The sequence below is a fragment of the Streptomyces sp. NBC_01426 genome (assembly GCF_036231985.1).
In the GTDB taxonomy this organism is placed as follows: Bacteria; Actinomycetota; Actinomycetes; order Streptomycetales; family Streptomycetaceae; genus Streptomyces.
Map to the genome: position 1 here is coordinate 601,057 of NZ_CP109500.1, position 26,398 is coordinate 627,454.

Annotated in this window: 26 protein-coding genes; 14 read left to right on the top strand and 12 right to left on the bottom strand. The window is 71.2% G+C overall.

Annotated elements, in window-relative coordinates; genetic code table 11:
• The first annotated feature begins 495 nt into the window (after window positions 1-495).
• Window positions 496-1,905, top strand: a complete 1,410-nt coding sequence (locus tag OG906_RS02915) for an alpha/beta hydrolase family protein (RefSeq protein WP_329439656.1) — start codon at window positions 496-498, stop codon at window positions 1,903-1,905.
• Window positions 1,906-1,988: 83 nt separating this feature from the next.
• Window positions 1,989-2,531, top strand: coding sequence for an RNA 2',3'-cyclic phosphodiesterase (gene thpR / locus OG906_RS02920; protein ID WP_329447909.1), 543 nt, complete (start codon window positions 1,989-1,991; stop codon window positions 2,529-2,531).
• A gap of 154 nt (window positions 2,532-2,685) precedes the next feature.
• Here the strand turns inward: thpR and OG906_RS02925 are convergent, their stop codons facing one another.
• The 3 genes from OG906_RS02925 to OG906_RS02935 form a co-directional block, all read right to left on the bottom strand.
• Window positions 2,686-3,597 (bottom strand): SigB/SigF/SigG family RNA polymerase sigma factor, encoded by a 912-nt coding sequence (locus OG906_RS02925; protein ID WP_329439659.1) that lies wholly within the window; start codon window positions 3,595-3,597, stop codon window positions 2,686-2,688.
• Window positions 3,598-3,716: 119 nt separating this feature from the next.
• Entirely contained in the window at window positions 3,717-4,238 is a 522-nt protein-coding gene (locus tag OG906_RS02930) for a hypothetical protein (protein ID WP_329439661.1), read from the bottom strand.
• Between the two features lie 144 nt (window positions 4,239-4,382).
• Window positions 4,383-5,603, bottom strand: coding sequence for a saccharopine dehydrogenase family protein (locus tag OG906_RS02935; protein WP_329439663.1), 1,221 nt, complete (start codon window positions 5,601-5,603; stop codon window positions 4,383-4,385).
• 135 nt (window positions 5,604-5,738) lie between these two features.
• Between OG906_RS02935 and OG906_RS02940 the strand changes: the two genes are divergently transcribed.
• From OG906_RS02940 to OG906_RS02960, 5 genes are all read left to right on the top strand, one after another.
• Window positions 5,739-6,446 (top strand): TetR/AcrR family transcriptional regulator, encoded by a 708-nt coding sequence (locus OG906_RS02940; protein WP_329439665.1) that lies wholly within the window; start codon window positions 5,739-5,741, stop codon window positions 6,444-6,446.
• 109 nt (window positions 6,447-6,555) lie between these two features.
• Complete coding sequence (locus OG906_RS02945; RefSeq protein WP_329439667.1) at window positions 6,556-6,921, top strand: antibiotic biosynthesis monooxygenase family protein; 366 nt, start codon at window positions 6,556-6,558, stop codon at window positions 6,919-6,921.
• 312 nt (window positions 6,922-7,233) lie between these two features.
• A complete protein-coding gene (locus OG906_RS02950; protein ID WP_329439669.1) occupies window positions 7,234-8,565 on the top strand; it encodes a hemolysin family protein in 1,332 nt (443 codons plus the stop codon).
• On the top strand, window positions 8,562-9,590 hold the full coding sequence (locus tag OG906_RS02955; RefSeq protein ID WP_267800574.1) for a hemolysin family protein: 1,029 nt from the start codon (window positions 8,562-8,564) through the stop codon (window positions 9,588-9,590). Before OG906_RS02950 ends, OG906_RS02955 begins: the two co-directional genes overlap by 4 nt.
• Window positions 9,591-9,890: 300 nt before the next feature.
• Window positions 9,891-10,622: an AAA family ATPase gene (locus tag OG906_RS02960; protein ID WP_329439672.1), complete on the top strand. Its 732-nt coding sequence runs from the start codon at window positions 9,891-9,893 to the stop codon at window positions 10,620-10,622.
• Between the two features lie 138 nt (window positions 10,623-10,760).
• Here OG906_RS02960 and OG906_RS02965 read toward each other — a convergent pair whose 3' ends face one another.
• Window positions 10,761-11,528, bottom strand: coding sequence for an NPP1 family protein (locus OG906_RS02965; protein ID WP_329439674.1), 768 nt, complete (start codon window positions 11,526-11,528; stop codon window positions 10,761-10,763).
• Window positions 11,529-12,268: 740 nt separating this feature from the next.
• On the opposite strand from OG906_RS02965, the gene OG906_RS02970 reads away from it, so the two are divergent.
• The gene (locus OG906_RS02970; protein ID WP_329439676.1) at window positions 12,269-13,066 is read left to right on the top strand and encodes a CAP domain-containing protein; all 798 of its coding nucleotides are present in this window, start codon (window positions 12,269-12,271) and stop codon (window positions 13,064-13,066) included.
• Window positions 13,067-13,553: 487 nt separating this feature from the next.
• On the opposite strand, the gene OG906_RS02975 is transcribed toward OG906_RS02970, so the two are convergent.
• Together OG906_RS02975 and OG906_RS02980 are read right to left on the bottom strand one after the other, a co-directional pair.
• Window positions 13,554-14,072, bottom strand: coding sequence for an NUDIX hydrolase (locus tag OG906_RS02975; protein ID WP_329439678.1), 519 nt, complete (start codon window positions 14,070-14,072; stop codon window positions 13,554-13,556).
• Between the two features lie 8 nt (window positions 14,073-14,080).
• On the bottom strand, window positions 14,081-14,596 hold the full coding sequence (locus OG906_RS02980; protein ID WP_329439680.1) for an NUDIX hydrolase: 516 nt from the start codon (window positions 14,594-14,596) through the stop codon (window positions 14,081-14,083).
• A 303-nt stretch (window positions 14,597-14,899) separates the two neighbouring features.
• Between OG906_RS02980 and OG906_RS02985 the strand changes: the two genes are divergently transcribed.
• Window positions 14,900-15,331, top strand: a complete 432-nt coding sequence (locus OG906_RS02985; RefSeq protein WP_329439682.1) for a pyridoxamine 5'-phosphate oxidase family protein — start codon at window positions 14,900-14,902, stop codon at window positions 15,329-15,331.
• A gap of 165 nt (window positions 15,332-15,496) precedes the next feature.
• Here the strand turns inward: OG906_RS02985 and OG906_RS02990 are convergent, their stop codons facing one another.
• On the bottom strand, window positions 15,497-15,991 hold the full coding sequence (locus OG906_RS02990) for a hypothetical protein (RefSeq protein WP_329439684.1): 495 nt from the start codon (window positions 15,989-15,991) through the stop codon (window positions 15,497-15,499).
• Window positions 15,992-16,502: 511 nt separating this feature from the next.
• Here OG906_RS02990 and OG906_RS02995 point away from each other — a divergent pair.
• The gene (locus OG906_RS02995) at window positions 16,503-17,780 is read left to right on the top strand and encodes a serine hydrolase domain-containing protein (protein WP_329439686.1); all 1,278 of its coding nucleotides are present in this window, start codon (window positions 16,503-16,505) and stop codon (window positions 17,778-17,780) included.
• A gap of 114 nt (window positions 17,781-17,894) precedes the next feature.
• Window positions 17,895-18,629 carry a hypothetical protein gene (locus OG906_RS03000; protein WP_329439688.1) on the top strand — a complete coding sequence of 245 codons (735 nt, stop codon included), beginning with the start codon at window positions 17,895-17,897 and terminating at the stop codon, window positions 18,627-18,629.
• 40 nt (window positions 18,630-18,669) lie between these two features.
• Here the strand turns inward: OG906_RS03000 and OG906_RS03005 are convergent, their stop codons facing one another.
• The gene (locus OG906_RS03005; RefSeq protein WP_329439689.1) at window positions 18,670-19,563 is read right to left on the bottom strand and encodes a LysR family transcriptional regulator; all 894 of its coding nucleotides are present in this window, start codon (window positions 19,561-19,563) and stop codon (window positions 18,670-18,672) included.
• Between the two features lie 77 nt (window positions 19,564-19,640).
• Between OG906_RS03005 and OG906_RS03010 the strand changes: the two genes are divergently transcribed.
• Window positions 19,641-20,363, top strand: a complete 723-nt coding sequence (locus OG906_RS03010) for a CTP synthase C-terminal region-related (seleno)protein (protein ID WP_329439691.1) — start codon at window positions 19,641-19,643, stop codon at window positions 20,361-20,363.
• 121 nt (window positions 20,364-20,484) lie between these two features.
• Here OG906_RS03010 and OG906_RS03015 read toward each other — a convergent pair whose 3' ends face one another.
• Complete coding sequence (locus OG906_RS03015) at window positions 20,485-21,300, bottom strand: hypothetical protein (protein ID WP_329439693.1); 816 nt, start codon at window positions 21,298-21,300, stop codon at window positions 20,485-20,487.
• Window positions 21,301-21,639: 339 nt separating this feature from the next.
• Window positions 21,640-22,650, bottom strand: a complete 1,011-nt coding sequence (locus OG906_RS03020; protein WP_329439695.1) for a zinc-dependent alcohol dehydrogenase family protein — start codon at window positions 22,648-22,650, stop codon at window positions 21,640-21,642.
• 111 nt (window positions 22,651-22,761) lie between these two features.
• Between OG906_RS03020 and OG906_RS03025 the strand changes: the two genes are divergently transcribed.
• Window positions 22,762-23,091, top strand: coding sequence for an ArsR/SmtB family transcription factor (locus tag OG906_RS03025; RefSeq protein WP_329439697.1), 330 nt, complete (start codon window positions 22,762-22,764; stop codon window positions 23,089-23,091).
• Window positions 23,092-23,206: 115 nt separating this feature from the next.
• Here OG906_RS03025 and OG906_RS03030 read toward each other — a convergent pair whose 3' ends face one another.
• Window positions 23,207-24,385 carry a phospholipase D-like domain-containing protein gene (locus tag OG906_RS03030; RefSeq protein WP_329447910.1) on the bottom strand — a complete coding sequence of 393 codons (1,179 nt, stop codon included), beginning with the start codon at window positions 24,383-24,385 and terminating at the stop codon, window positions 23,207-23,209.
• Between the two features lie 225 nt (window positions 24,386-24,610).
• On the opposite strand from OG906_RS03030, the gene OG906_RS03035 reads away from it, so the two are divergent.
• A complete protein-coding gene (locus OG906_RS03035; RefSeq protein WP_329439699.1) occupies window positions 24,611-25,432 on the top strand; it encodes a restriction endonuclease in 822 nt (273 codons plus the stop codon).
• A 123-nt stretch (window positions 25,433-25,555) separates the two neighbouring features.
• On the opposite strand, the gene OG906_RS03040 is transcribed toward OG906_RS03035, so the two are convergent.
• The gene (locus OG906_RS03040; RefSeq protein ID WP_267800600.1) at window positions 25,556-26,314 is read right to left on the bottom strand and encodes a phosphatase PAP2 family protein; all 759 of its coding nucleotides are present in this window, start codon (window positions 26,312-26,314) and stop codon (window positions 25,556-25,558) included.
• Between the last annotated feature and the right edge of the window lie 84 nt (window positions 26,315-26,398).

The following is a 26,398-nucleotide window of genomic DNA, read 5'->3' on the forward strand; positions in this document are numbered from 1 at the left end:
GGCGTTGCACATCGATGGCCGCTTTACGGACACACCGTTCGAATATCGGAGACCGAATGGTCGTTCGGGCAGCTCAAGGGGGATGCGCGCGCTCCGTAGTGGTGCGTCCACACGGGGTGACCACGGGTGTGACGTGCCGTCCTGAGGCTTCTGACCTGCTGCCGGCCGCACGCGGTTCACCGGACGGTCATTCAGCTTGGCCGGATCGGGACGATCCGAACACCCGGCCGGACCCGCCACTCCTCCTCGGGGTACGGCCGGGCAGGGTGTGGGGCGGGCGGTCGGGTCGTCGTGCGGCCCACGTGGGCGCCCCCTCTCGCCGCCCCGGGTGTCCACCCCCTGCACCCCTCCGGGCGATATCCGGGCCCAGGGCGAGCACACGGCTGTGACCAGCCACGACATCGGCCGACGGGATCGCCGTGGACGGCGGGGTGTGGGCCGTTCGGAGGCAGGACGAGATGTCGCCCCGCCGCGTCGGGGCTACGTTCCGCTGGTATGACGTACGCACCACGCCACCACGAGTCCGGTCCCACTCGCCGTGCCCTCCTCGTCGCCGGCGCGGGGGCGGGGGCGGCGCTCGCCGCGGGCTGCGCTCCGGGGGGCGAGAGCGGCGCTCCGGCGGCCACGTTCAGCGGCTCCGCCTCGCCCCGCCCGGCCGCGGACGACCCCACTCCCGGTGCGATGACGCTCTTCAAGGACCCGGCGTACAACTTCAACGGTCTCCTCGCGCTGGGTGCCGCCGGGGCCGGGGCCAGTGAGGTCGGCGAGGTCCTCACCGCCGTGAACGCGATCAACCAGGCCGGCCTCTCCGCGCAGACGTACGTCGACACGTTCCGCAAGCTGGGCGACAAGCTCCTGAAACCGCCGCCGGGCGCGCCTGCGGACGACCAGACCAAGCGGTTCCGGGCCTTGCGCGCCGCCCAGTACTACGGGCAGGCGCTGTTCTTCGTCCTAGGTTCGAAGGATCCGGGGTCCGAGGAGCAGCTGTACACGTCGGGACGCGATGCCTGGGACGCCTTCTGCGACCGGTGCGAGCCCGCCCCGGTCAAGGTCTCGGTCCCGTACGGCACGACGCCGCTGCCGGTGTGGTTCTTCCGCCCCGACGAGTCGAACGCTCCCCGCCCCACCGTGATCCTCACCAACGGGAGTGACGGGCAGAACGTCGACATGTGGACCTACGGCGTACCGGCGGCGCTCGCACGCGGTTGGAACGCGCTCGTCTACGACGGGCCGGGGCAGGGACAACTGCTCTTCGTCGACCGGGTGGTGTTCACCCCCACCTGGGAGAAGGTCGTCACCCCGCTCGTCGACTGGCTGTCCGCCCGCTCCGACGTGGACCCCGGCAAGATCGCTCTGACCGGTCTGAGCATGGCGGGCGACCTCGCTCCCCGGGCGGCGGCCTTCGAGCACCGGATCGCCGCGCTCGTGGCCATGCCGGGCTGCGTCGAACCGTGGCTGGGTTTCCCGCCCGAGATCCGGGAGATCCTCACGGCCGACAAGGAGGAGACGAACGACATCTGGAACAAGAAGGTCGTTCCCGAGCTCCCTCCGGACGCCGCCGCCGTGATGAAGAAGCGCTTCGAGCCCTTTTCGATCCCGGCGATGCTCCAAGCCCGGCAGGGCAAGCTGTTCACCGACTTCTACACCCCCGCGACCCGCATCCAGGCACTGGCGATCACCTCGGTCGTCAGCCGGATCAAGGCACCGACCCTGGTCCTGGACTACGACGACGAGCAGTTCTACCCCGGCCAGCCGCGCCAGATGTACGACAAGCTCACCTCGCCCAAGGACTACCTGAAGCTGACCGCCGCGGAGGGCGCGCAGCTCCACTGCTCCCCCATGGCCCCACAGCTGCACTGCGAGGTCGTCTTCGACTGGCTGCAGGACACCCTGTCGGGCAACTGACCCCGCCCCCGACCGGCCGGGTGGCCGGTGGTACCAATTCCTACGTGAAGGAACAGACTCAGGGCTCGACCGTCCGCGTGTTCATGGCGCTCGCCCCGCCCGACGAGGCGAAGGACGAGCTGGCGCGGGAACTGCGGCCCGCCTACGAGGCGTACCCGCGCATGCGGTGGAACCGCATCGAGGACTGGCACATCACCTTGGCGTTCCTCGGGGAGCTACCGGTCTCGACCGTGCCGCTGCTGCAACCGCCGCTCGCCGCGCTGGCCGCTGTGCGTCGACCCCTGCGCCTGGCCATGCGCGGCGGCGGGCACTTCGACGAGCGGGTGCTGTGGAGCGGGATCGAGGGGGACCTGGAGGGGCTGCACGGACTCGCCACCGAGGTGCGCGCCCTGGCCCGGGAGTGCGGCGTGGACTTCGAGGAGCGGCCGTTGCGGCCTCATCTGACGCTGGCCCGATCCCGCCGCGACGACCCCTCCAGCGTCGTGAAGGTGGCCGCCGAACTCGCCGGGTTCACCGGTCGTCCCTGGCAGACGGAACGCCTTCACCTGGTGGGCAGCAACATCGGGCGCGGCCCGGGGGCGATCCACTACCGCGACATCGAGTCGTGGAGCTTCGACGGGCACTGACCGGTCCCGGGCGAGGTTCTCGGCCGAGGCGGGGTGCCGTCGGGGCGCGGGTCGCGCCGCGCCCCGACGGTGGAGGTGGGGGCCGGTTCCAAGAGCCCCTCACGGGGTGATTCGGAGCTCGACCGCGGTCGGATGGGTGTGGGTCGCGGGCTCTTCAGCCGGCGAGCATTCCGGTGCGCAGGCGGGTGAGGGTGCGGGTCAGGAGGCGGGAGACCTGCATCTGGGAGATGCCGAGTTCGGCGCCGATCTCCGCCTGGGTCTTCTCCTGCCCGAACCGCATCGACAGGATCTGCCGATCCCGCGGCGCCAGGTCCTTCAGCAGCGGGGCCAACGTGTGGAAGTCCTCGAACAACTCCATCGCCGGATCCACGTCACCGACCGAGTCGGCCAACGAACGCGGCTGCGCGGACGGCCGGCTCCCCGACGACGTCGACTCGTCGATCGACCCACTCGTGTAACCGTTGGCCGCCACCATCCCCTCGACGACCTGCTCCTGCGACAACTCCAGATGCTCGGCCAGCTCCCGAACCGTCGGCGCCCGACCGAACACCTCCGTCAACGCCTCCTGGCTCTTGGCCAACTCCGTCCGCAGCTCCTGCAACCGACGCGGCACATGCACCGCCCACGTCGTGTCACGGAAGAACCGCTTGATCTCCCCCGTGATGAACGGCAACGCCAACGTGGAGAACTCCACCTCACGCTCCGGATCGAACCGATCGATCGCCTTGATCAGACCGATCGTCCCGACCTGGATGATGTCGTCCAACTCGATCCCACCACCACCGGTGGCCCGCCCCCGAAAACGCCGCGCCGCGAAGTTCACCAACGAGATGTTCATCTCGATCAACGTGTTCCGCGCGTACTGGTACTCCCGCGTCCCCTCCTCCAACGACCGCAACCGCACCAGGAACAGACGCGACAACTCCCGCGCGTCCGAAGGCGCCACCGCACGCGCGTCATCGATCCGCGGCAACACCGACGAACCCGACCCCTCCACCACCGACCCGACAGGCGGCACGACCTGCACATCGAGAGCGGGGCTGACAACTGCGGCGGCGTGGGACATGGAACCGTTCCTCCCCTGGACGGATGACTTGCAGGGCCCGTCTTCCCATGCGACGCGTTCTCACACCCCGCACTCGCATCTTTTTTCTTTCGAGGGGAAGACGGGCCTGCGGCTCCCCGTCACCGGGGCCGGACGTCGAGGGTGGCCGCCATCTTCCGCAGAACGCGGTGCTGCCGAGTGGCGGTCCATGCCATCCAGCCCAGGAAGCCCGCCGCGAAGACCACGAAGACCACGGTCTGGAGGCCACCGGCCGTGAACCCCACCAGGACCACGATGGCCGTGAACATCAGGGCCAGGAACGCCAGCGCCACCCGACGGTGCCGGGTCGCCCGCAGCCTCTCCTGGACCAGGCGCCCCATGTCGGCCCGTTCGTCGGCCGATTCGGGGACCTCGCCGTGGCGCAGTCGGTCGTCCAGCGACGCGTACTCCTCGTTGGAGACGCCCCCGGCCGCCCGGCGCTCGCGGCGGCGGGCGAGGAACAGGACGCCCAGCGCCCCCACGGCGCCCACCGCGGCACGCACGACGGCCTCCATCGGGGACCGTCCGGGGCTGAGGAGCAGGATCACCCCCGCACCGATCGCGACCATGAACAACGCCTGGGCCCACAGGTGTGTGGCCAACCACTTGTTCAACGCTCTCACGCGTCTCCCCCAACCCTCTTGTACGGCAACGACTTTGAGCCTCGTGTGCCCATGGCCGGCGCGCCCATGCGAAGGGGTGTGGCGGCTGGTGCGTGGCGGCCGGCGTGCCGCGGAGGGTCTGCGCACGGTGCGCGATCCGGCCCGTCACTGCTCGCGCATGCCCCAGGGGGATCCGTAGGCGGTGAGCAGGTCCAGGAAGGGGCGGGCGGGCAGGGCCTCCGGGCCCAGGACGCCGGCGCCCTTCCAGACGCCCGAGGCGAGGAGTTCCAGGGCCACGACGGGGTTGACGGCCGTCTGCCAGACCACGGCCTGGCAGCCGTACTCGCTCATGGACCACTCGTTGTCGACGACGTGGTAGAGGTACACCTCGCGCGGTGCGCCGTTCCTGGTGCCCTTCACCCAGGTGCCGGCGCAGGTCTTGCCGGACATGCGGTCACCGAGGGTCGCCGGGTCGGGCAGGCAGGCGGCGACCACGTCCCGGGGGGAGACGCGGACGGGGCCGTCCGGGCCGGGCACGGTCACCGGTTCGGTGCTGTCCAGGCCCAGCGCGCGGAGGGTCTTGAGCTTGCCGATGAAGTCCTCGCCCAGGCCGTACTTGAAGGTGACCCGCCGGGCCTTGAGCCATCGGGGCATCAGCAGCACCTCCTCGTGCTCGACGTTGACGCACTCGACGGGCCCGATGCCCTCGGGGAAGTCGAAGACCTCGGCCTCGCTGAACGGCTCGGTGGTGAACCAGCCGCGCCCCTCCTCGTACACCACGGGCGGGTTGAGGCATTCCTCGATGGTGGTCCAGATGTTGAAGGAGGGGGCGAACTCGTATCCGTCGACGGTGAGGTTCGCGCCGTCGCGGACCCCGAGTTCCTCGATCTCGTCGAAGAGCTCGTCCGCGGCGTGGCGGGCGAAGACGTCCGACAGGCCGGGTTCGACGCCCATGCCGACCAGGGCGAGGCGGTCCGCCGTGCGCCACGCGTCGGCCAGCTCGAACTGGGCGTCACCGAGGCGCACGCCGCACCGCTCGTAGGGGCGGTCCGGGTCCGGGTACGACAGGGACATGGCCATGTCCAGGTAGTGCGTGCCGGCGCCGAGGGCTGCCCGGAACAGGGGCATCACGAACCGCGGATCGGTGGCGTTGAGCAGGACGTCGTAGCCGCCGGAGGAGAGCAGGGCGGTCACGGCGGCCTCGTCGGAGGCATCGGCCCGGACGGCGTCGAAACGGGTCTCGGCCGGGCCGAGGGCGGCGACGGCCGCCTCGGCGCGGGAGAGGTCGTAGTCGGCGACGGTGACGTGGGTGAGGAACGTGCGGCGGGCGGCGATCCGGGAGATCGCGGTGCCGACGCCGCCGGCACCCATCAGGAGGACGCGCATGGTCAGACCCTTCGTGCGGGTGGTGAGGGGTGGAGGACGGCATCGAGGCCTTCCCTCGGGGGGATCAAACCCGCGCCGGCGAGGTAACGTCAATGGTGTTGGCGTAAGGGTGCATGGGTGGAGGAGGAGTCGATCGTGGCCAAGCAGGTGGTGCCCGAGGAGGGGCGCAGGCGACGGCGTCCGACGCGCACGGGAACGGTGTTGTCGGAGCGGCTGATCGTGGAGACGGCGCTGCGGATGCTGCGTGAGCACGGCAGCGCGGGGCTGAGCGCGCGCAGGTTGGGGGCGGCGCTCGGCGCCGATCCCAGCACGTTGTACCGGTACTTCACGGGCATGGACGAGCTGACCCGGGCGATCGGCGAGGAGCTGATCGGGCGGGCGCTGGACGGCTGGGCCGTCGGCGGGGACTGGCGGGCCGACCTGCGCGAGCTGGGGCTGCGGATCCACCGCGCGTATCTGGCACATCCGCAGGCGGCGGTGCTGACCGCGAGCCGGGTGAGCGGACGGCCCCGGGAGATCGCCGCGGACGAGGCGGTGCTGGGAGTGCTGCGGACGGCCGGTTTCGAGGATCCGGCGGCCGTGCGGATCTATCACGCGTTCATCGACCAGAGCCTGGCCTTCTCCGCGCTGGACGCCGGGGCCCTGGCGCTGGCCGAGGAGGACCGGTCGGCGGACGAGGCGATGTGGGAGACGACGTACGCGGCCCTGCCCGCGGACCGTTACCCGCACATCGCGGCCACGGCGGGGCTGCTGGCGGCGCGGATGGCGGACAGCGCGTATCCGGTGGCGCTGGAGATGCTGCTGGAGAGCGCGGCGGCGCGGCTGGCCGCAGGTGGACGGTGACGCCGGCGCCACGCGGAGCGCCGACCACCGGCGGACCGCCGCGGCATTCGATCGGGGAAACGCGCGCGACGGGAGGCAACAACGGCTCCCCGCACGGAAGATTGGCCCCATGACCGTTATCGCGAACATCGACTCGACCCGTCCCGTGACGACGCTGATCAACGTCTTCACGGTCGCCCCCGAGCACCAGCAGGAGCTGACCGACCTGCTGGCGCGCGCCACCGAGGAGACGATGAAGCACCGGCCGGGCTTCGTCAGCGCCACCTTCCACGCCAGCCAGGACGGGCGACGCGTGATCAACTACGCCCAGTGGGAGTCCGAGGAGCACTATCACGCGGTGTTGGCCGACCCCGAGGCCCGCGCCCACATGAAGGCGGCGTCCGCCCTCGCGACCGACATCCAGCCGCGCCTGTTCCGAGTGACCTCCTCCCACCGCAAGGACGAGCCGGCCCCTGGCGGGCACGTCGAGGCATGATCCGGCGATCGCCCGTCCGATCGCGGCGATCACCTCTCGCGTTTTCTACAAAGCTGTAGAAACATGGGCGCGGACACCCGGACCGACCCCTTTGCCGATCCTTTACCATGGGGGCTGGGTGTCCCCGCCGGGTGGGCTCGCCGGCGATCACCGCGAGCAGTCCGACCGCATGACCCCCGATGAAGCCCGAGCACGCCCCGTTGAAGACCGATGAAGAAGAAGGAGCAGCAGACCCGCGATGGGTGAACCTCCCAGTCCGAGCCGTGCCACGTCCTGCCCGCGGATTCTCAGCCCGGGAGCGGGGGTGGCACGGTGACCCAGGTCCTGCTGCTGCTCCTGGCCCTCGCGCTGACGCTGGCGTGCGCGGTGTTCGTCGCCGCCGAGTTCTCGCTCACCACCGTCGAGCGCAGTGAGCTCGACCGCGCCGTCGCGGCGGGCGAGCGCGGCGCCGAAAGCGCCTTGAAAGCCGCCAAGCGCCTCACCTTCCAGCTCTCCGGCGCCCAGCTGGGCATCACGGTGACCTCGCTGGTCATCGGCATGCTGGCCGAGCCGGCCGTCTCCGCGCTGCTGCGGGGACCCCTCGAAGCGGCCGGCCTGCCCGCCGGCGCCGTGTCGACCACCGCGACCCTGCTGGGCGTGGCCCTGTCGACGGTGGTGTTGATGGTGGTCGGCGAACTCGTACCGAAGAACTGGGCGATCGCACGCCCGCTCGCCGTCGCGAAGGTCGTCGCCGGACCCCAGCGGGCGTTCACCGCCGCGTTCGCCCCGCTCATCCGGCACCTGAACAACGCCGCGAACCGTCTCGTGCGGCGCTTCGGCCTGGAGCCCGCCGAGGAGTTGGCTTCCGCCCGCACCCCGGAGGAACTGGTCGCCCTGGTCCAGCACTCCGCCCGGGCGGGCGCGATCGAGGCCGACTCGGCAGAGCTGTTCGTCAAGACCCTGCACCTGGCCGAGCTGACCGCGGAGAACGTGATGACCCCGCGCGTGGACGTCCGGGCACTGGAAGCCCGCGCGACGGCCACCGACGCCGCGCGGCTGACCCTGGCCACCGGCATCTCCCGCTTCCCCGTCTACCGCGACACGCTGGACGAGGTCATCGGCACGCTCCACATCCGTGACGTGTTGGCCCTGGACGAGGACGAGCGCGACAGCACCCCGGTCACCGACCTGATGACCTCCGCATTGCTGGTGCCGCACTCCCTGCCGGTCGACACGCTCCTGGGACGGCTGCGCAAGGCCCGCACCATGGCCGTGATCATCGACGAGTACGGCGGCACCGCGGGCGTCGCGACGGTCGAGGACATCGTCGAGGAGGTCGTCGGCGAGGTCCGCGACGAGCACGACCCCGTCGAGGTCCCCGCGCTCATCGAGGGACCGGAAGAGGACGGCCGACGCACCTGGGAGGTCGACGGCGGCATCCGTGTCGACGAGCTGGAGGAGATCGGCTTCGACGTCCCCGAGGGCCCCTACGAGACGGTCGCCGGCCTCCTCGCCTCCGTGTTGGAGCGCATCCCCGTCGAGGGGGACATCGTGAGGTTGGACGGCTGGGAGCTGGCCGTCCTCGACATAGACCATCACCGTGCCGATCGGGTTTCGATCCTCGCGCCCGCCGATTCCGTCGTTGACCAGGAGCAGAGCCGATGACCGCGATCCAGCTGTTGATCGGCGCGTTCACCCTCGTCACCAACGCCTTCTTCGTCGGCGCCGAGTTCGCGCTGATCTCGGTGCGCCGCAGTCAGATCGAACCGGCGGCGCTCAAGGGCGACCGGCGGGCGAAGAGCACCCTGTGGGCGCTCGAACACCTCTCGGCGATGATGGCCACCGCCCAGCTCGGCATCACGGTCTCGTCGCTGGTCCTCGGTGCGGTCGCCGAGCCCGCCATCGCACACCTGCTGGAACCGCCCTTCGAGGCCATCGGCATCCCCGAGGGTCTGATCCACCCGATCGCGTTCGTCATCGCGCTGACCGCGGCGACGTACCTGCACATGCTGATCGGCGAGATGGTCCCCAAGAACATCGCGCTCGCCGCGCCCGCGCCGACCGCGCTCCTGCTCGGGCCGCCCCTCGTCACCCTCACCCGGGCGCTCCGTCCGTTCGTCTTCGGCATCAACGCCTTCGCCAACACCCTGCTGCGGCTGCTCAAGGTCGAGCCGAAGGACGAGATCGCCTCCGTGTTCAACGACGACGAGCTCGCCCGGCTGATCAAGGACTCCAGCGCCGCCGGACTCATCGACCCCGAGGACGGAGAACGCCTCCGCGACGCCCTCGAACTCGGAAGGCGAGCCGTCGGCGAGGTGATGGTGCCGCTCGGCGACACGGTCACCGTGGGGCACGAGATCACCCCTCGCGGGCTGGAGCGCATCGCGGCCGAGTACGGCTACTCCCGTCTGCCCGTCACCGGCCCCGGCGGGGCGATCCTCGGCTACCTCCACATCAAGGACGCCCTCGCGGCGCTCGACCGCGCGGCGCCGTTCCCCCGCGGCGCGCTGCACCCGATCGTCAAGGTCTCCCTCGGTACCCCGATGGACGACACGATGACGGCCATGCGGGACGCCGGCACCCACCTGGCCGCCGTCACCGGTGGCGAGGGCGAGGTCCTCGGCTTCGTCACCATGGAGGACCTCCTGGAGGAACTCGTCGGCGCGGCCACGCACGAAGGCGACGCCTGACGCATCCCGTCGGCCGGCGCCTCGTGGCGCCGGCCGGCGGCAGGTGCGCCTCGCGGGCCGTTCCGTCACGACGGGGCGGCCCGCGGGGCGCATCTGCTTGTCGATCCCCCCGGCGGGTCCGATTGCTCACCGGGGTAGCGTCTGCCGGTGAATCCCCTTCCTGACGTTCTTCCACGGCTCCGTCGTACTTCCACGGCTCCGTCGACCGAAGGCGACCGCACGACCTCGTGGACAGAGTCCCTGCCCGCCGTCGACCCGCGGGCCGACGGGGGCGTCGTACGGAGCGAGGGGCGGGCCCACATGAGCGGCATGGAACAGGCGGACGCGACGGCATTGCGGCCGCGCGGTCTGGTGGACCTGCGGGGGCATGACGTGGGAGCGGACCGCCTGTCCTATCCCCCGGGTGCGGTGGTGGTCATATCGGGTCTGCCGGGCAGCGGCAAGAGCACCCTGTTGCGCAACTGGTCCCCCGGCACGCTCACGGTCGATCCCCGTGACGTCCGCGAGGCCTGCCGGGCCCGGGTGCCGGCCCGCCTGCCCTACGCCGTGTACCGGCCGTGGGCCCGGATCGAGTACGTACGGCGACTGCACGAGGCCCTCGGCACGGGCAGGCCGCTGCTGGTCCACGACTGCGGGAGCCGGCCCTGGATCCGCCGCCGGCTGGCACGGTCGGCGGCGCGGGACGGCCGGGAACTCCACGTGGTGATGCTGGCCGTGTCCGCCGCCGACGCGCTCGCGGGCCAGGAGGCCCGCGGCCGGTGGGCGCCGGCGCGGGTCTTCGCCCGGCACCACCGACGGTTGGAGCGGCTGCTCCAGGGGCTGGAGGCGCCCCGGCGGCTGCCGCCGAGGCCGGGCGAGCCCGTGCCGGTCCCGCGCGGGTTGGCCGAAGCCGCGTCGCTGGTGGTCCTCGACCGCGCGTTGCGCGGGCACTTCACCTCCGTCGACTTCGGTCGCACCGCGCCGGCCCACAACAGCCCGGCGGGCGTGCCCGTGGAGGCCGCGCGGCGCCCCGTGTCGTCACCGCGGCCGTGAGGCCGTGAAGGTCGGGGGCGGCCGGGCCCGCGCGGGCGTGCCCGCCGGGCGTGTTGCGGCCCTTGCCGCCGCCGAGCCTGCGCCGGCCCGCATCGACGGGCCTGTTGCGGCTTTCGTCGCCGGGCGTCCCCGGCGCGTCTACTGGTACGGGTCGAAGGGGATGCCCGCCGGCTTGGCCTTCGCGAGGTGGGACGCGAAGGAGTCGTCCTTCAAGCCGAAGTGCGCGCTGCCGAAGTCGGCCTGGCTGAGCTTGTCCCGCAGCGTCGCCGGGTAGCCCGACCAGCCGACGAGCGCGGGGAACTGCCAGGTGCCGCGGTGGTTCTCGGGCGGCTCGTCGTTCGTGTTCGCGGCACGGAAGCAGTGGGTTCCCACCCCGTCCTTGTGGTAGACGACCTTGGCGTGGGTGCCGTCCCAGCGGATCTGGTCGCGCGTGTGGAGGTTGAAGTCGCCGTGGGCCGAGGTCGCCACGTACTTCGCCTCGTTGTTCTGGATCCACACCACGACGTGCTCCCAGTCGTGACGGTGACCGCCGAGCCCGATGCCGGGTATGGCCTGGTCCTTCTCGAAGTACAGCGCGTACACCACGGCGCACCACCCGTTGTTGCACTTGGCGCGGGAGTAGCTGTTGGTGTTGGCGAGGTCCGAGGCGTCGCGGCAGTTGCCGTTGAGGGCGCCGCTGGGGTTGAGGCCGCCGTTCAGGACTCCGGTCGGCCCTATGGCGGGTGTCGGGTAGCAGCCGTCCGTGTCGTAGTCGAAGGCCGGCTGGAAGGTCAGCTCGACGGCCTCGGCGTTGGTGGGGAGTGCCGGGGGCGGAGCCGCGAAGGCCGTCTGGGCGACGGCGAGGACCAGCGCGAGGGCGGTGCCGACGACGACGGATGATCTCCGAATGTGATGACTGGTCCGCACAACAGGCCTCCGGCCGTTCGGTTCGGGAGTGACGCGTGGCTCCCGACCCTGTCGGTCGGCGCGCCGGGAGCATCATTGGCGAACCTCGACGGCACAGCAAGGGTCCCGACAACAGGTGTTCACCGCCCACCGGGACACGCAACACGTTGATGCACAGGGCCAGTTGGAACCCACCTGCGGTGTCGCCGCGGCCTGCCGCACGGGCGGGCGGCCGGACGTCGGCGACCCTCGACCCATGGGACAGCCGTCGTCACCGGAGCGGACCTCGCCCGAAGGTCGTCTCCGCCGGTCCGACGACCAGACCGACGCGCGCGGGCGCGGAGGTGGCGTGCGGCCGCCGAACGGCGCGTGGTTCCGCGCGAAACAGTGACATGAGTCACGGGGCGCAGAAAGATCACGGAACCATTACGTCCACTACCGCCTCCCGGACATATCGATATTTGTCCGTTGAGGATCGACATTCCCCTCTCCACCGAAATGGGCGAATCGGCAGGTGAGACGCGAGGGGGCGATCGGCCCTGTCTGGCGGGGTCCTGATGGGACGTCACCCGTCTCGCGCATCGCGTCGACCGGCCGGGCAGCACGACTGCGCATCCTTTTCAAGCCCGGTGATCGGCGCCGGCGTGCGAGCCGACGCCGAGACTTGCCAGCCCTGTACGGGGCTTCTAAGAATGGCGGCCCGCCCGGCGCTCCGGCAGCTCAGGCGCAGGACGCTTCGCAGAAACCAAGTGAGGTCACGCATGAAGCACCGTAAGAGGACGCACTACAAGAAAATATCGATCGCCGCCGTCACCCTGGGCATCGTGGGCATACCCACCGCCGCCATGGCGTGTCTGGACACCCAGGAGTCGGGTGCGGCAACCGCCACCGGCCGGCACGTGCGCCCCTCCCACAGTGTCCCCACCACCAGTGCCCCCACCCCCGACGCGTCGCTCCAGAACCTGGCGGGCGACACGAGCACCCCGATCGCGACGATCGAACCGTCGGCGCCCTCCACGCCGACCACCCCGGCCGCGCACCGTACGCACAGGACGAAGCCGTCGACCGGCGCGAAGAAGCCCCCCACGGCGACGAAGCCCGAGAGGCCGTCACAGCCGTCTCCGGTCACCCCGCCGGCCCCCGTCGCCACGACGGAGCCGACCAGCCCGACCGCGCCGTCCTCCGGTCCGGCCGCCGAGGTGGTGGCCCTCGTGAACCAGGAGCGCGCCAAGGCCGGCTGCTCCGCGCTCACCGTCAATGCGAAGCTGACGACCGCCGCGTTGAACCACAGCAAGGACATGGCCGCGAACTCCAACATGTCGCACACCGGCTCCGACGGCTCGGACCCGGGCGCGCGCATCACCCGCGCCGGCTACAGCTGGATGACCTACGGCGAGAACGTCGCCTACGGCTACAGCACGCCCGAGCAGGTCATGAACGGCTGGATGAACAGCCCCGGACACCGGGAGAACATCCTCAACTGCGCGTTCAAGGAGATCGGCGTCGGCCTCGCCGAGCCGAACTCGTACTGGACGCAGGACTTCGGCGCCGCGCGCTGACCAGCCGCATCCGGGATCGGTGAGTCCCGGGCGCGCGGCCCCGCGGCATCGGGCCGAGGCGGGGGCGACCTGACACGGTCGCCCCCGCCTCCGGCGTGTCACGACCGGGCGGGCGTGCGCGCAGTCGCGTGCGCTCGTACTCATCCGGCGGGGTGGGCCCCTCCGTCCGTCCCCCGGTCGCCTCGGTCGGGGCGCTCCCTTCGGTCAGGGCCGCGGGCCAGTGCCATGTCCACACCGTGTTCCTCTTCTCGGTGACCGGGCCCCGGTCGGGTGCCGGGGTGTGCGTGACGCGCGGGTGGACGGTCAGTACCGGCCCGGGTCCGTCGCGGTACGCGCCGTCCCAGGCGAGGAGGGACATGGCCAGGGTGTCCGCGGCCGCTTTGGCGTCCGGACCGAAGGCGTGGACCGAGCCGCCCGCCTTCGGCGAGTTGCCCGAACCAGGCGGTGGGAATGTCGTCGGAAGCGGTACGGCCGGAGGCACGGCCGGTCAGTGGTACGGGCCGGGCATCGGTTCCGTCCGGTCCGGCGCCTCCGTGAGGTGGGCGATCGGATCGCCGGGCTGCTGGAAGTGGAGTGCGAACGGGTGGCCCGCGCGGTGGGCTTCGAGACCGGCCCGGCAGTAGGCGACCATCGGATCCGGGAGGTCGTCCACGTGGTGCCAGGCCATGGCGTCGCACAAGTGCGGCTCCGTGATGCGGGGTTCGCCCGTCCAGCGCCGGACCTCGAAGAACACACCGATCCGCGCACCGCCGAACGGGGAGCGGTGGTGCACGGTCACCGCGTGCGACACGTCCCCCCGATCGATGAGGACGCCCGTTTCCTCGCGTCCCTCCCGGATCACCGCCTCGACGAGATCCTCGTGCGGACCGTCCAGGTGCCCGGAGGGCAGGTGCCACATCCCGGCCGCGTACACCGCCCCGGCCCGCCGCGACAGCAGGACCTCCGGCCCCCGCACGCCGTCGCGGCGCAGCAGCAGGTGTGCGTCGACGGTCAGCTTGTACCTCACTCCCCCACTCATCGCGCGCCGCCCGGGCCGACCGCCGCCGAGGACGGGCGCCGGACCGGCTCCCCCGGGGCCGATCCGGCGGCCGGCCACTGCTCGGTGTAGGGGCGGCCCGCCCGGATCCCCTCGATCGCGGCCCGGGTGTACGGCACAAGGGGCTCGGGCAGGGCGTCGAGGGGCCACCAGTCCCAGCTGACGCACTTGTCCGGCTCCCGGACCTCCAGGTCCCCTGCCCACGTATCGGCGCGGAAGACGAGTTGCATGCGCGGGCGTCCGTCGCCGCCTTCGTCGAGGACGTGGACGACGTGGACCAGTTCGAGGTCCTCGGGTCGGATCCGCAATCCGCCTTCTTCCCATGCCTCGCGCACGATGCAGGCGGTCGCCGGCTCGTCCTCGCAGTGGCCGGCCAGGAAGTGGTGGGTCGAACCGGCGAACGCCGAATCCGGGTGGCGCAGGCCCAGGAGCACCTTGGCGTCCCGCTCCAGGTAGAGGTGCACGCCGACGATGTTGAGGCGGGTCCGGTTCACCGGCGCCCTCCGCATCTCGGCGGAACAAGACCGCGGTGGAAGCAAGACTCCTCCAAGGTGAACACGAAACCGTACGGTGCTCGAACAACAGGCGCGGTGGTGCCACCGACACGGTTCCCCGAGGGCGAATCGGTTCGACGGGAGGTTACGGGGTCGTCGTTTGCGAACGGAGGAGCCACCGATCCGCCCCACCCGAACCGCATGGCGAAGTACCCCTGCGCCATGCGGGTGAGAAGCGGGGAATACGGACGAAGCGGGGCAGATTCCTCCAGTCGAAGGTCTCCCCCGCTGAAGGAGTGTGCCGTGGCCCTGTCCCGTACCGAGCGTGAGCAGTTCCTCGCCGAGCCCCATGTCGCCGCCTTCGCCGTGAACGCGGGCGCGGATGGCGAGCGCGCACCGCTGACCGTCCCGATCTGGTACCAGTACGCTCCCGGCGGCGACCTCTGGATCATGACCGGCCGGGACTCCCGCAAGGCCGAACTGATCGGTTCCGCAGGCCGGTTCACGCTGATGGTGGACCGTCTGAAGCCGACGATCCGGTACGTGTCGGTCGAGGGCCCGGTCACCTCGACGGCGCCGGCCCAACGAGACCAGCTGGTGGAGCTCGCCTCACGGTACCTGCCGGCGGAGAAGGTCGACGGCTACGTCGACTTCGCCTGGAAGGACCACGGTGAGCAGCTCGTCTTCCACATGCGTCCGCAGCGGTGGGTGAGCTCGGACCTCGGCACGGTCTGACCGCGCCGGAGGAACGGCAGAACGGCAGAACGGAACGACGGCAGAGGGTGGAGAGGGGCGGCACCGTCCGGACACGCGTCACGGCCGACCGCGTGGTGCGGCCGGCCGTGACGACGGGCATCCACTCAGGTCCGGTGCACTGACGGGCCGGACCGGGCGGAGTGGTTAAACGGGCGTGCCGGGGAGGGTCGTGAAGCCGGGGGCGCACGCCGCGGGGAGGGTCGCGGGCGTGAACGGCGTCGTGCTGTTGGTGACGCAGCGGGCCTGGTGCAGCTTCCCGTTGCTGCCCAGCAGGGTGATGAAGAGGTGGCCGGGGTCCTCCTCCGTGACCGAGACGGCGGTGCCGCGCGTGCACTTCGGGGCGCCGTCGAGCAGACCGAGGTTGATCCAGACACCGGGGTTGCGGCTGTCGTTGAGGAACGCGTGGCCCTGGCGGTCGGTCGCCGCGCGGAACACGGTCTCGAACAGACCACTGCTGGAGTAGTCGACCACGGCCGAGCTGACGTCACGGTCCGTCTGACACTTGTGGCTGTCGGCCGAGGCCGGGGCGCCCTTGGATTCCGGGCCGTCGGCGACCGCGGACGGCACTGCCAGCGCTCCCAGGAGCATGGCCCCCGATACTGCCGCGACACTGCGTGCAGCCCAAGCGAGCTTCCTCATGTGCATCCTTCCGGTGAGTGCGAGCCCGCCTCCGATGACACGAAGGCCGGGCGTTCGTGGACAGGAGCGATCGACGCCCGATCCGCGCGCCACCGCCTCCCGCCCCGTACCGGGAGGCCGAAGTCTCCGTACACGGTGCGGGCCACGGCCCTGTCCGGGAGAGAACCTCGCACGCCCACCCCGCACACATCCGCACACCATTCCGAACCGTCACCCGCAAGGGTGTGGTGTAGCACCGAATGGAAGGGAGCCCTCAACCCCTGAGGGCCTGCCGGTCCTCTCGTTCGCAGAACCGGTCACCGCGGCGGGGAACCCGGCGTGGGCGGTGCCGGCGTCCGGGTGACGGCCCGGCCGTGGCGGATCAGGACGGGGACACGCGGAGGCGTTCGGCCGGTCCGGTGGCCGCTTCGACATCGCGCGTGGCAGGGCGGGCGCTCCTACCATGGGGGGAGACACCGTCGGGGGCTCGGGAAACGCCTGTCCGATCGACCCGGACCAGAGGTGAACGACCATGGGCAGGTATCGCCCGTCGCATGTTCGACGGTCCACCCGGGCCGCCATACCCACCGTGGCGGCCGTCCTGCTCGCCGCCCTCTGCGCGGGCACCGCCCCCGACCGGGCGGTTGCCTCCGCGCGGCAGGACCTCGATCCCGCCACCGTACGGAAACTGGACGCGGCGATCACGAAGATCATGGACGAGGCCGATGTACCGGGTCTCAACGTCGGTCTGTGGATCCCCCGGCGCGGCACCTACGAGAAGTCCTTCGGTGTCGCGGACAAGAAGACCGGGACTCCCATGAAGTCCGACCTCTACACGAGGATCGGAAGCATCACGAAGACGTTCACCATCACGGGCGTCCTCCAACTGGTCGACGCGGGCAAGGTCGGACTCGACGACCCGATCTCCCGGTACGTCACCGGTGTCCCCGGCGGCGACTCCATCACCCTGCGCCAGCTGGCGGGGATGCGCAGCGGCCTTTTCAACTACACCGAGGACAAGGCGTGGTTGGCGCAACTGCGCGCCGACCCGCATCGGACCTACACCCCGCGCGGGCTCCTGGACATCGCCTTCAGACACCCGCCGGACTTCGCCCCCGGCACCAAGTGGCAGTACAGCAACACGAACACCGTGCTGCTCGGAATGATGATCGAGAAGGTCAGTGGGCAGAACCTCGGCGACTATCTCAAGGAACACGTCTTCACCCCTTTGAAGTTGAACGACACCTCGCTGCCCGACGACAGTGCCGTCCCCGACCCGCACGCCCACGGGTACACGGACTTCACTCCCAACGGGAGCGTCGCCGACGCCACGAACTGGAATCCCTCGTGGGCCTGGGCCGCCGGTGGGGTCATCTCCGATCTCGACGACCTGCATACCTGGGCTCCGGCGTTGGCGGACGGCACACTCCTCACCAAGGAAACGCAGGCCGAGCGGTTGAAGACCCGATCGGTCGGCGTCGCCGGGGCCTCGTACGGTCTCGGCATCCTCGATTTCAACGGCTGGCTCGGCCACAACGGGGAGTTGCCCGGCTACGAGTCCATCGCCGCGCAGCTCCCGGCCGAGGACGCGACCCTCGTGGTGCTGGTCAACACGGACATCGACTACAAGGGCAAGAGCCTGTCCTCGATGATCGGGAACGCGGTCACCTCCATCGTGACGCCCGACCACGTCTGGCCCGTCCCGCCGGCCCAACCGTCGGCGACCCCGAACCCGAGCACGCCGAGCGGGCCGCCCACACCGAGCACACCGAACAGCGGCGGCGGCCCCGGCACGGCCTCGGCACGGTAGGCGCGGTTCGGGCACGGCGGCTGCGAACGTGACAGGGGGCAGGGGGCAGGGGAGCGGGGGGCGGGGGGCGTGTGACCATGGCACTTCGGCACATCAGCACCTCATGGGGGGACCATGCGCACGCGTACCACCGCCGTCTCGACCGGCCTCGCCGCCGCGCTCGCGGCGTTGCTCGTCCTGGCCGGTTGCACCTCGCCCGGCGGGAACCCGGGCGAGAGTCCTCGCGGGAGCGGGAGCGGCGCCGCCACTCCCCCTCCGGTGGCGTCCACCGCGCCGGGCGGCGCCGGCGTGTACGAGGGCCCCCGGCCGCAGGACCAGAATCTGCTGGCCTGGACCGGTGACCCCAACGACGCGGGGCACGTGACGGCGCAGTCCGTCGCGGGCGTGGCCGGACGGGTCACGCTGGTGCGGATCGTGCTGCGCGAGCGGACGGCATGGTCCAACATCTGGCTGGGGTTGGCCGGCATCGACCCGAACGCCCGGCTCTCCGACTGCCGGCTCGGTGTCTACGACGCCCGGGGGACCCTGCGCGCGTCGACCGCGGACATCTCGCCGCAGCTCATGACCGACGCGATAGCCAAGCCGTTGCCCCTGTCCAAGCCCTTCACCGCCGAACCCGGCACCTACTTCGTGGCACTGCTCCTCAACGGGAGCTGGGCCACCAACGCCCTCACCCTCAAGTCGACGGGAGCCGGGATCTCGGTGAACGCGGGCCTGACCCCGCCGAACCTCCGCTACAGCACCGTCTTGACGGGACAGACCTCGCTCCCGGCCACCTTGAACCTCGCCGAGCAATCCACCAGCACGATCAACACCGGCTGGGGCAGCCAGTGGTACGCCGTCTCCTGAGGCGGCGTACCTCGTGACGTGGGCGCCGGCCCCGCCCACGTCACGGGTGCGGCGGGGGCCCGAGGATGAGGTCGATCAACCGCCGTGCGGGAGCGGTGGGGTTGGCGGGGTGTACGAGTTCGGTGCGGTGGATCAGGCGCGGTGCGCGGATCGGCACCGCCACGACGGCCGGGAGCGAGGTGGCCGACGACAGGGGCAGTGCCGCGAGTCCGTGGCCGGCGGCGGCGAGCGCGGCGAGGCCGAAGAGGTCGGTCCCGCGGTGGCGGATCCGCGAAGGGAATCCGTCGGCGCGGCACACGGTACGCAGTCGTTCGAGGGGAACGGCGCTGTCGGGGGCGTCGATCCACTGGGCCTGGGTGAGGTCGGGCAGCCGCAGCGATCGACGCTCCGCCAGCGGGTGGTCGAGGGGAAGGATCACCGCCAGGGGTTCCTCGGTCGCGGCCAGGGTGGTGGTGGGGCCGAGGTCCGGCAGGGGCAGGGGGTCGCTGGGGGCGGTGACGCCGTCGACGAGGCCGAGGTCGGCCCGTGCGGTGAGAACGTCCTCGATGACCGCTTCCCGGCTCAGGACGCGTACCTCCACGTCCACGCGCGTGCCGGCCCGCAGTCGGGCGAGGGCCCGCGCGACCGGCGTACCGAGGGCCGCGGGCGAGCACGCGAAGGCGAGTCGGGTGGTGGGGACCTGGTTCAGGCGGGCGATGTCGGCGCGGGCGGCGTCGAGACGCAGCAGCAGGGCGGGGACGTGTTCCATCAGCCGGGCACCGGCCGGCGTGGGGGTCACGGGCCGACGTTCGACCAGCCTGGCGCCCAGGTCGGATTCGAGTGCGGCGATGTGCTGGGACACCGCGGACTGGGTGTAGCCGAGGGCCGAGGCGGCGGTGGAGAAGGAGCGGTGGTCGAGGACCGCGACGAAGGTGCGCAGCAGATGCGGATCCATGGGCATCAGTATCACTGATGAGCGCACCGCACATCATCGTTGGACCTGATGACCGGTTGTTCCGCAGGATGGTTGTCATGAACCCCACCGCACGTGTCGCCCTCGTGGGCGACCGTTCCGACTCCGTCCACTCCCATGTTCGCGTCCCCGGCCTGATCGAGGCGCTGCGCCTGCGCGACGGGCTGGACCTGGACGCCTACTGGATCCCCACCGAAGAGGCCGGGCTGGGGGTGGAGGGCTTCGACGCGGTCTGGGTGCTGCCCGGCAGTCCGTACCGCAGCGAGAGCGGTGTACTGACGGCGATCCGTTCGGCACGCGAGAACGGTGTTCCCTTCCTGGGCACCTGCGGCGGTTTCCAGCACGCTTTGTTGGAGTTCGCACGGAACGTCTGCGGTCTGGAGCGTGCCCGACACGCGGAGAACGATCCGACGACCGCGCCCGAGGATTCCGTGGTCGTCCCCTTGGCCTGTTCACTGATGGGTCACGAGGGGACCGTACGCGTGGCCCCGGACTCGCGCGCGGCCCATCTGTTGGGGTCCGCTCGGACCCGGGCGCGCTACCACTGCGCCTACGGACCCAACCCGTACCACCTCGAACTCGTGCGGGCACACGGGCTGACCTTTCCGGGCACCGACGAATCCGGCGAGGTCCGCATCGTCGAACTGTCCACGCACCCGTTCTTCCTGGCCACGCTCTTCCAACCGGAACTCGACGGGGACGGCGCCCGCGCCCACCCGCTGATCAGCGGATTCGCCGCAGCCGCCGTCGAGCGTGCACGAATCCGCACCTACGCGATCTGACGGCACGACCGATCAGGCGCGTCCTGCGTGTCCTGCGTGTCCGCGTGCGCGAGGGGCTGTTCTCCCGGCCAGGCTCCGCCCTGCCGGTGGAAACAGCCCCGACGCACCACGCGTGTTCGGATCAGACGGTGGTCGCGGCCACTGCCTTGTCGGCGGTCACCGCAGGAGCCTCGGCGGCCACGGCCACGGGCCGGGTGGCCGTGTAGTAGACCGTGGAGCCCTGCTTGGCACGCTCGGCCAGGCTGCGGGCGACCAGACGCTCGGTGCTCGTGCGCACCAGGTTGTCGTTGAGGCTGCGGTCCGGGTGCGCGATCGCCAGGGCCTGGGAGATCTCGCCGGCCGTCTTCGGCTCCGTCTGGCCGGTCAGGTGCTGGTGGATGAGTTCCGTCAGCGGGACCTGGTTCTTGTCCGACGCCGCCGCCTTCTTGGCCACGGGCTTCTTTGCGGCCGGCTGCTTCGCGGCGGCCGGCTTCGGCTCGGCGGCCACGGCGGCCGCCTTCGTCTCGGCGGACTTCGTCGCGGTGGCCTTCGTCGCGGTGGCCTTCGTCGCCGCGGACTTGGCCGCCGTGGACTTGGCCGTCGCGGACTTGGCCGCCGTGGACTTCGGCGCGGCCGACGTCTTCGTCGCCGTCGCCTTCTTCGCGGAGCCGGTGGCCGCGGCCTTCGCTCCCGCCTGCTTCCTCGTGGACGTGGCGGCCGGCGCGGCCGTCGCGGGCTTCTTGCCGGACCGCGGTCCGGGCACCGCGAGCGCGTTGTTGCCGAGGGCGGAACGCATCCCGACGAGGAGTTCGTGGTCCTGCTCCAGGCCGGCAAGACGCTCCTGGAGGGAGGTGATCTCCTCGCGAATGCGGCCCTGTTCGGCGGTGTTCAGATCAAGGTCGGCGGTGACCTTCTCGGCGTACTGGGACTTGAGAGTGGGAATCTCCTGCGTGGGCATGAGGGCTCCTCGATCGATGTGTGTGGTGCGGACTCTACCCACGCTGCCTGTGAAGTGTGTGGGTGTGGGCAATTCCGATGACCAGAGACCGGTTGACTGCCAGCGGTTCTCGAACGCCCTACTCCGACGCCCCGTTCGACTGAGGGGACACCTCGGGGGGGCGTGCCACTCATCGTCACGCCGTCATGGGGAGCGGCTTCGTGTGCCACCGACATCACCAACTCGCCCTGAGAGAAGCCGGGTTGTTCCAGTCGGGCCCGGTACCCACCGGCTTCCCGAAACGGCGACGGCCCCGCCGCATGCCGACGGGGCCGTGGGTCAGTGACCCGGTAGGGCGGGTCAAGGGGAGACGGTGACCACGATCTTGCCGATCTGGGCGTTCGACTCCAGGTACCGGTGGGCCTCGACGATCTCGTCCAGTTCGAACGTCCGGTCCACCACCGGCCGGAAGGCGCCCGAGCGCAGACCGGACGCCACGAAGGCCTGCGCCCGTCGGAGTCGTTCGGGCCGGGCGGTCGTCTCCAGCATGGTGTACGTCCGCATGTTCAGCGCGGGCATGCCCAGATCGAGGCCCGGGTAGGGGGTCGGCAGGCCGCTGAGGGCGCCGTACACGAGGAGCATCCCGTCGGCGGCGACCACCTTCCCGAGTTCGAGTACACCGGGACCGGCGACGGCGTCGAAGACGTACTCCGCGCCGCGACCGTCGGTCGCCGCGAGCACCCGCTCGACCACGTCCTCCTCGTCGGTCACGATCACCTCCGCCGCGCCCTGTGCGAGCAGGGCCTCCCGCTTGGCGGCGGTGCGGGTGAGGGCGATCGACGTGGCACCGATGCGCTCGGCGACCTGGATGGCGGCGAGACCCACGCTGCTGGACGCCGCGTTCAGTACGACCGTGTCGCCGGGACGCATCCCACCGACTTCCACGAGCGCACCGTAGGCCGTCACGTAGGGCATCCACACCGCGGCGCCCTCGACGGCTCCGAGGCTTTCGGGGCGGGGCAGCACCGCCGAGGCGGGCACGATCGCCCGTTCCGCGTAGACCCCGTGGTCGTTCTGCGAGAAGCCGGGAACGGTGCTCACCGGCTGTCCGGGCCGTAACCCGGTGACGCCCTCGCCGACCGCCTCGACGACTCCGGCGGCCTCGGAACCCAGGCGCGCGGGGAAGCGCTTCACCGGCTCGATGTAGAGGCCGCTGCGGAACAGCGCCTCCGCCCGGTTCAGGCCGATGGCGTCGACACGGATCCGCACCTCACCCGGTCCCGGCTCTCCGACGTCCGTGTTCTCCACCCTCAACACCTCGGGCCCGCCGAGTTCGTGGAACAGCACCGTCCTGGTCATCGGGTTCGTCATCGGGTCGTCCTTTCACCTGGGGAAGGGTCGTCCATTCACCCCATCCCAAAGTACGATGACTGTCAAACTTTTATGACTGTCTCACTTTCATGACCGTCGTACGATGGGGGCATGGACACCGACCGCGTCCCCGCACACCCCGACCTGCGGACGATCACCCTCCAGCAGGTGCTCGAAGCCGTCGTCGAGCCCGTGCGGCGGAGCATCCTCATCCAACTGCGCGACTCCCCCGCCGACATCAAGTGCGGGGCGTTCGACCTTCCCGTGAGCAAGTCCACGGCCACGCACCACTTTCGGATCCTGCGCGAGGCGGGCCTCATCCGGCAGTACTACGCGGGCACCTCACGGATGAACGCCCTGAGGCACGCGGAGACGGACGAGGCCTTCCCCGGCCTCCTCGACGCGATCGTGGCCGCCGAGCGTCGGGCCACGAGGTCATAGGGGCGGGACGGCGCAGGGGCGAAACGAGCGGCCCCCGTCGCTCACACCTTCGCAACGGGGGCATCGCGCGCCGCCCGACCCCGCGATCGAGGCCGGGACTGCGGCGTGAGCGGGGTCAGAGGAAGCGGCGGATGGGCAGCACCGCGGTCTCGCGGGCGCGCTGGCGCAGCGAGCGGCGCTTCCACCGGCCGGCCTTGATGCGGTCACTGACGTCCAGGTCCTGGTCGTAGTGTGCGTCGAGCACCTCCGTGAACTCGACGTCCATCACCGCGAGCATGACCTCCTCGTCGTGGTCGAGGGAGCGCCGGTTGAAGTTCGTCGAGCCCACCAGGGAGACGACGCCGTCCATGGTCATGACCTTGGCGTGCATCATCGTCGGCCGGTACTGGAAGATCTCCACGCCCGCGGCGGTCAGGGCCTCGTAATGGTGCTGTCCCGCGAGCTGGCACACGCGCTTGTCGGTGTGGGACCCGGGCAGCAGGATCTGGACCGCCACGCCCCGGCGCGCCGTCGCGCACAGCAGGTCCACGAAATAGGTGTCGGGGGCGAAGTAGGCGGTGGCCAGACGGACCCGTTCCTCCGCCGATTCGAGGACGACGCGCATCAGCGTCTGCATGTCCTGCCAGCCGAAGCTGGCCGAGCCGCGGACCACCTGAACGATGGCCTCGCCGGCGGGCTTGTGGTCCACGAACCGGTCGCGGTCGTCGAAGAGGTCGTCGTGGCACTCCGCCCAGTTCTGGGCGAAGGCCGCCGCGATCCCGTCGACGGCCGGTCCGCGGAGTTCCACGTGGGTGTCGCGCCACTCCTTGGGGTTGCGCGCGTCGCCGCACCATTCCTCGGCGATGCCGACGCCCCCGGTGAACGCCACCTCCTCGTCCACCACCAGCACCTTGCGGTGGCAGCGGTGGTTCTGCTTCAGCGGCGAGAGGTAGAGCGGCTTGCGGAACCAGGCGACCTCGACGCCGGCGTTGCTCATCTGCTCCAGCAGCTCGCCCTCTATGAGGCGGCTGCCGAAGCCGTCCAGCAACAGGCGCACCCGGACGCCCGCGCGGGCCCGACCGGCCAGCGCCTCGGCGAAGCGGCGCGCGATGTCGCCCTTCCAGTAGACGAACGTCATCATGTCCACCGTGTGGCGGGCCGAGTCGACCCGGTCCAGCATCGCCGTGAAGATCTCGTCCCCGTTCCGCAGGGGAAGCACGCTGTTCCCCTCGGTCGCGGCCACGCCGATCAGGCGTTCCAGGCGCCTGCGGATGCGACGAATGCGCCGGTCGGCGAGGGAGGCGGGGTCCGCCATCTCCGGGCTCGCCACGTCCGCGCCGCCGGGGTGCTGCGCCAGATCTCGATCCGTCATGTCCATGCTCCTCAAAGTCGCCCCAGTATGGCGGCTCGTATCACCCCTGTCGGCACCAGGTCCGTCCGCGACACCCGGCGCGGTGACCGGGGCGGGCCTGTGCGTGAAGCGGGGTGGTCGGGGCAGACGCCACCAACGATCTTGAACACGACCAGGGGGCGCGCGCCGATGACCATACCCGTCCGACCCGAGTACACCGCCAGACCTCGGTACCGGTTCAGCACACGCTCCACCGCCCGCTGGTTCGTCATCGCCGCCCTGACGGTGTGCGGCGCGGGCCTCACCCTGCGGGTCCTGGCCGACGCCGCCCGGGAGCACCCCCTCGTCGCCGCCCTGGTCGTCCTGGCGTGCGTGGCGGTGGCCGGATGCTCGGCTCCCGCGCGGCGCAGCCTGCGGATCCGCAGGGCGGCCCGGCGCACCGCGCGCACCCTGCGGTGCGCCGCGGCCACCGCCGTCGAGACGGCCGAGACGGCGGAGGCCGAAGCGGCGGCAGCCGCCGCGGAGGCCGAGGCCGTCGCGGCGGCGGAAGCGGCTGCGGCGGCCGTGGAAGCCCCGGTGTACGAGGTCCGCGGGGTCGACTACACCCTGCTGGACGCCTACGAGTTCGAGCAGGCCGTCGCCGACCTCTGCGAGCGGGACGGGTGCCGCGACGTCCAGGTCGTCGGCGGGGCCGGGGACCTGGGGGCCGACGTCCTCGCCACCGCCCCCGACGGCCGCCGCGTCGTCATCCAGTGCAAGCGCTACGGCCCCACCAACAAGGTGGGTTCCCAGGACATGCAGCGTTTCGGCGGCACCTGCTTCGCCGTGCACGAGGCCCAGCTCGCGGCGGTGGTGACCACGAGCGAGTACACCCAGCCCGCCGTCGAGTACGCCGAGCAGTGCGGGATCCTCTGCTTCGACCGGCAGGCGCTCGACGACTGGTCGGCCGGCACGGGTCCGGCGCCGTGGGACACCGTGTACGGCGTGGACGACCCCGCGGTCGTGGCCTGACCCCCGGCGGACTGTCCCGTACCGGTGGGACACCCACCGGTACGGCCCGTCGGTACGGCCCGTCCTGTCGGCCCCGTCCGGAATGCCCGGGCGGGGCCGACGCGTGTCCCCGGGGCCTCCCGTTCAGATGCGTCGTACGTCGACGGGCGGTTCGGGGTCGGCGCCCACGATCTCGGGTTCCAGACCCTCCGCGGGCGTGGTGCGGTCGCGACCGACGTCGGACCGCCAGGCCTCGAAGGCCAGCGTGGTCGCGGTGACCACGGCCAGACCCAGCAGCCAGCCCCCGAGCACGTCGCTCACCCAGTGCACGCCGAGTGCGATCCGCGTGTAGCCGACGCCCAGCACCGTGAGGCCGGCGAGCAGCCACGGCAGCGGCCGCCACGTGCGGGGCACCAGGGGCAGGAGGGCCAGCAGCAGCACGGCGCAGGAGGTCATGGCGGTCATGGCGTGCCCGGAGGGGAAGGAGAAGCCCGGCGCGTCGGCGACGGGGTCGGGCAGATGGGGGCGGGCGCGTTCGACCACGTTCTTCGTGAGCAGGCCCAGTAGGCCGCTCCCGATCGCGGTGACGGCCGCCCACACGGCCAGGCGTCGGGCGCCCCGGAGGAGGAGCCACACCACCAGGGCGGCCACCAGCAGGCGCATCGTCAACGGCCCCCACACGACGTTCGTGAGGAAGTCGAGCACCCGCACCCATCCGGGGCGGCCGAGGGCGGAGTGGTGGAGCTGTTCGGCGGTGTGCCGGTCCAGGCGGTACAGGGGCGCCCACCCGGACTCGACGAGGACCAGGGCGAGGGCGAAGGGCACGGCCACGACGGCGGTGACGACCACCGTCGCCAACAGCCGCACGCCGAACCTCGTGTCGGGTCCGAAGTGGCGGGACATGAGTCCCTCCAGGAGTCGCCGCGGCCGGCCGGTGCGCTGAACCATCGTCGGGGTGTTCCTTTCCGTGCGGGGAGATGGGCGGGG

Bases quoted from the DNA above. Each gene is read 5' to 3' on its own strand.
- OG906_RS02915 (WP_329439656.1), top strand. From the start codon at position 496: ATGACGTACGCACCACGCCACCACGAGTCCGGTCCCACTCGCCGTGCC.
- thpR (WP_329447909.1), top strand. From the start codon at position 1,989: ATGGCGCTCGCCCCGCCCGACGAGGCGAAGGACGAGCTGGCGCGGGAA.
- OG906_RS02925 (WP_329439659.1), bottom strand. From the start codon at position 3,597: ATGTCCCACGCCGCCGCAGTTGTCAGCCCCGCTCTCGATGTGCAGGTC.
- OG906_RS02935 (WP_329439663.1), bottom strand. From the start codon at position 5,603: ATGCGCGTCCTCCTGATGGGTGCCGGCGGCGTCGGCACCGCGATCTCC.
- OG906_RS02945 (WP_329439667.1), top strand. From the start codon at position 6,556: ATGACCGTTATCGCGAACATCGACTCGACCCGTCCCGTGACGACGCTG.
- OG906_RS02955 (WP_267800574.1), top strand. From the start codon at position 8,562: ATGACCGCGATCCAGCTGTTGATCGGCGCGTTCACCCTCGTCACCAAC.
- OG906_RS02960 (WP_329439672.1), top strand. From the start codon at position 9,891: ATGAGCGGCATGGAACAGGCGGACGCGACGGCATTGCGGCCGCGCGGT.
- OG906_RS02970 (WP_329439676.1), top strand. From the start codon at position 12,269: ATGAAGCACCGTAAGAGGACGCACTACAAGAAAATATCGATCGCCGCC.
- OG906_RS02990 (WP_329439684.1), bottom strand. From the start codon at position 15,991: ATGAGGAAGCTCGCTTGGGCTGCACGCAGTGTCGCGGCAGTATCGGGG.
- OG906_RS02995 (WP_329439686.1), top strand. From the start codon at position 16,503: ATGGGCAGGTATCGCCCGTCGCATGTTCGACGGTCCACCCGGGCCGCC.
- OG906_RS03000 (WP_329439688.1), top strand. From the start codon at position 17,895: ATGCGCACGCGTACCACCGCCGTCTCGACCGGCCTCGCCGCCGCGCTC.
- OG906_RS03005 (WP_329439689.1), bottom strand. From the start codon at position 19,563: ATGGATCCGCATCTGCTGCGCACCTTCGTCGCGGTCCTCGACCACCGC.
- OG906_RS03010 (WP_329439691.1), top strand. From the start codon at position 19,641: ATGAACCCCACCGCACGTGTCGCCCTCGTGGGCGACCGTTCCGACTCC.
- OG906_RS03015 (WP_329439693.1), bottom strand. From the start codon at position 21,300: ATGCCCACGCAGGAGATTCCCACTCTCAAGTCCCAGTACGCCGAGAAG.
- OG906_RS03020 (WP_329439695.1), bottom strand. From the start codon at position 22,650: ATGACGAACCCGATGACCAGGACGGTGCTGTTCCACGAACTCGGCGGG.
- OG906_RS03025 (WP_329439697.1), top strand. From the start codon at position 22,762: ATGGACACCGACCGCGTCCCCGCACACCCCGACCTGCGGACGATCACC.
- OG906_RS03030 (WP_329447910.1), bottom strand. From the start codon at position 24,385: ATGGCGGACCCCGCCTCCCTCGCCGACCGGCGCATTCGTCGCATCCGC.
- OG906_RS03035 (WP_329439699.1), top strand. From the start codon at position 24,611: ATGACCATACCCGTCCGACCCGAGTACACCGCCAGACCTCGGTACCGG.
- OG906_RS03040 (WP_267800600.1), bottom strand. From the start codon at position 26,314: ATGTCCCGCCACTTCGGACCCGACACGAGGTTCGGCGTGCGGCTGTTG.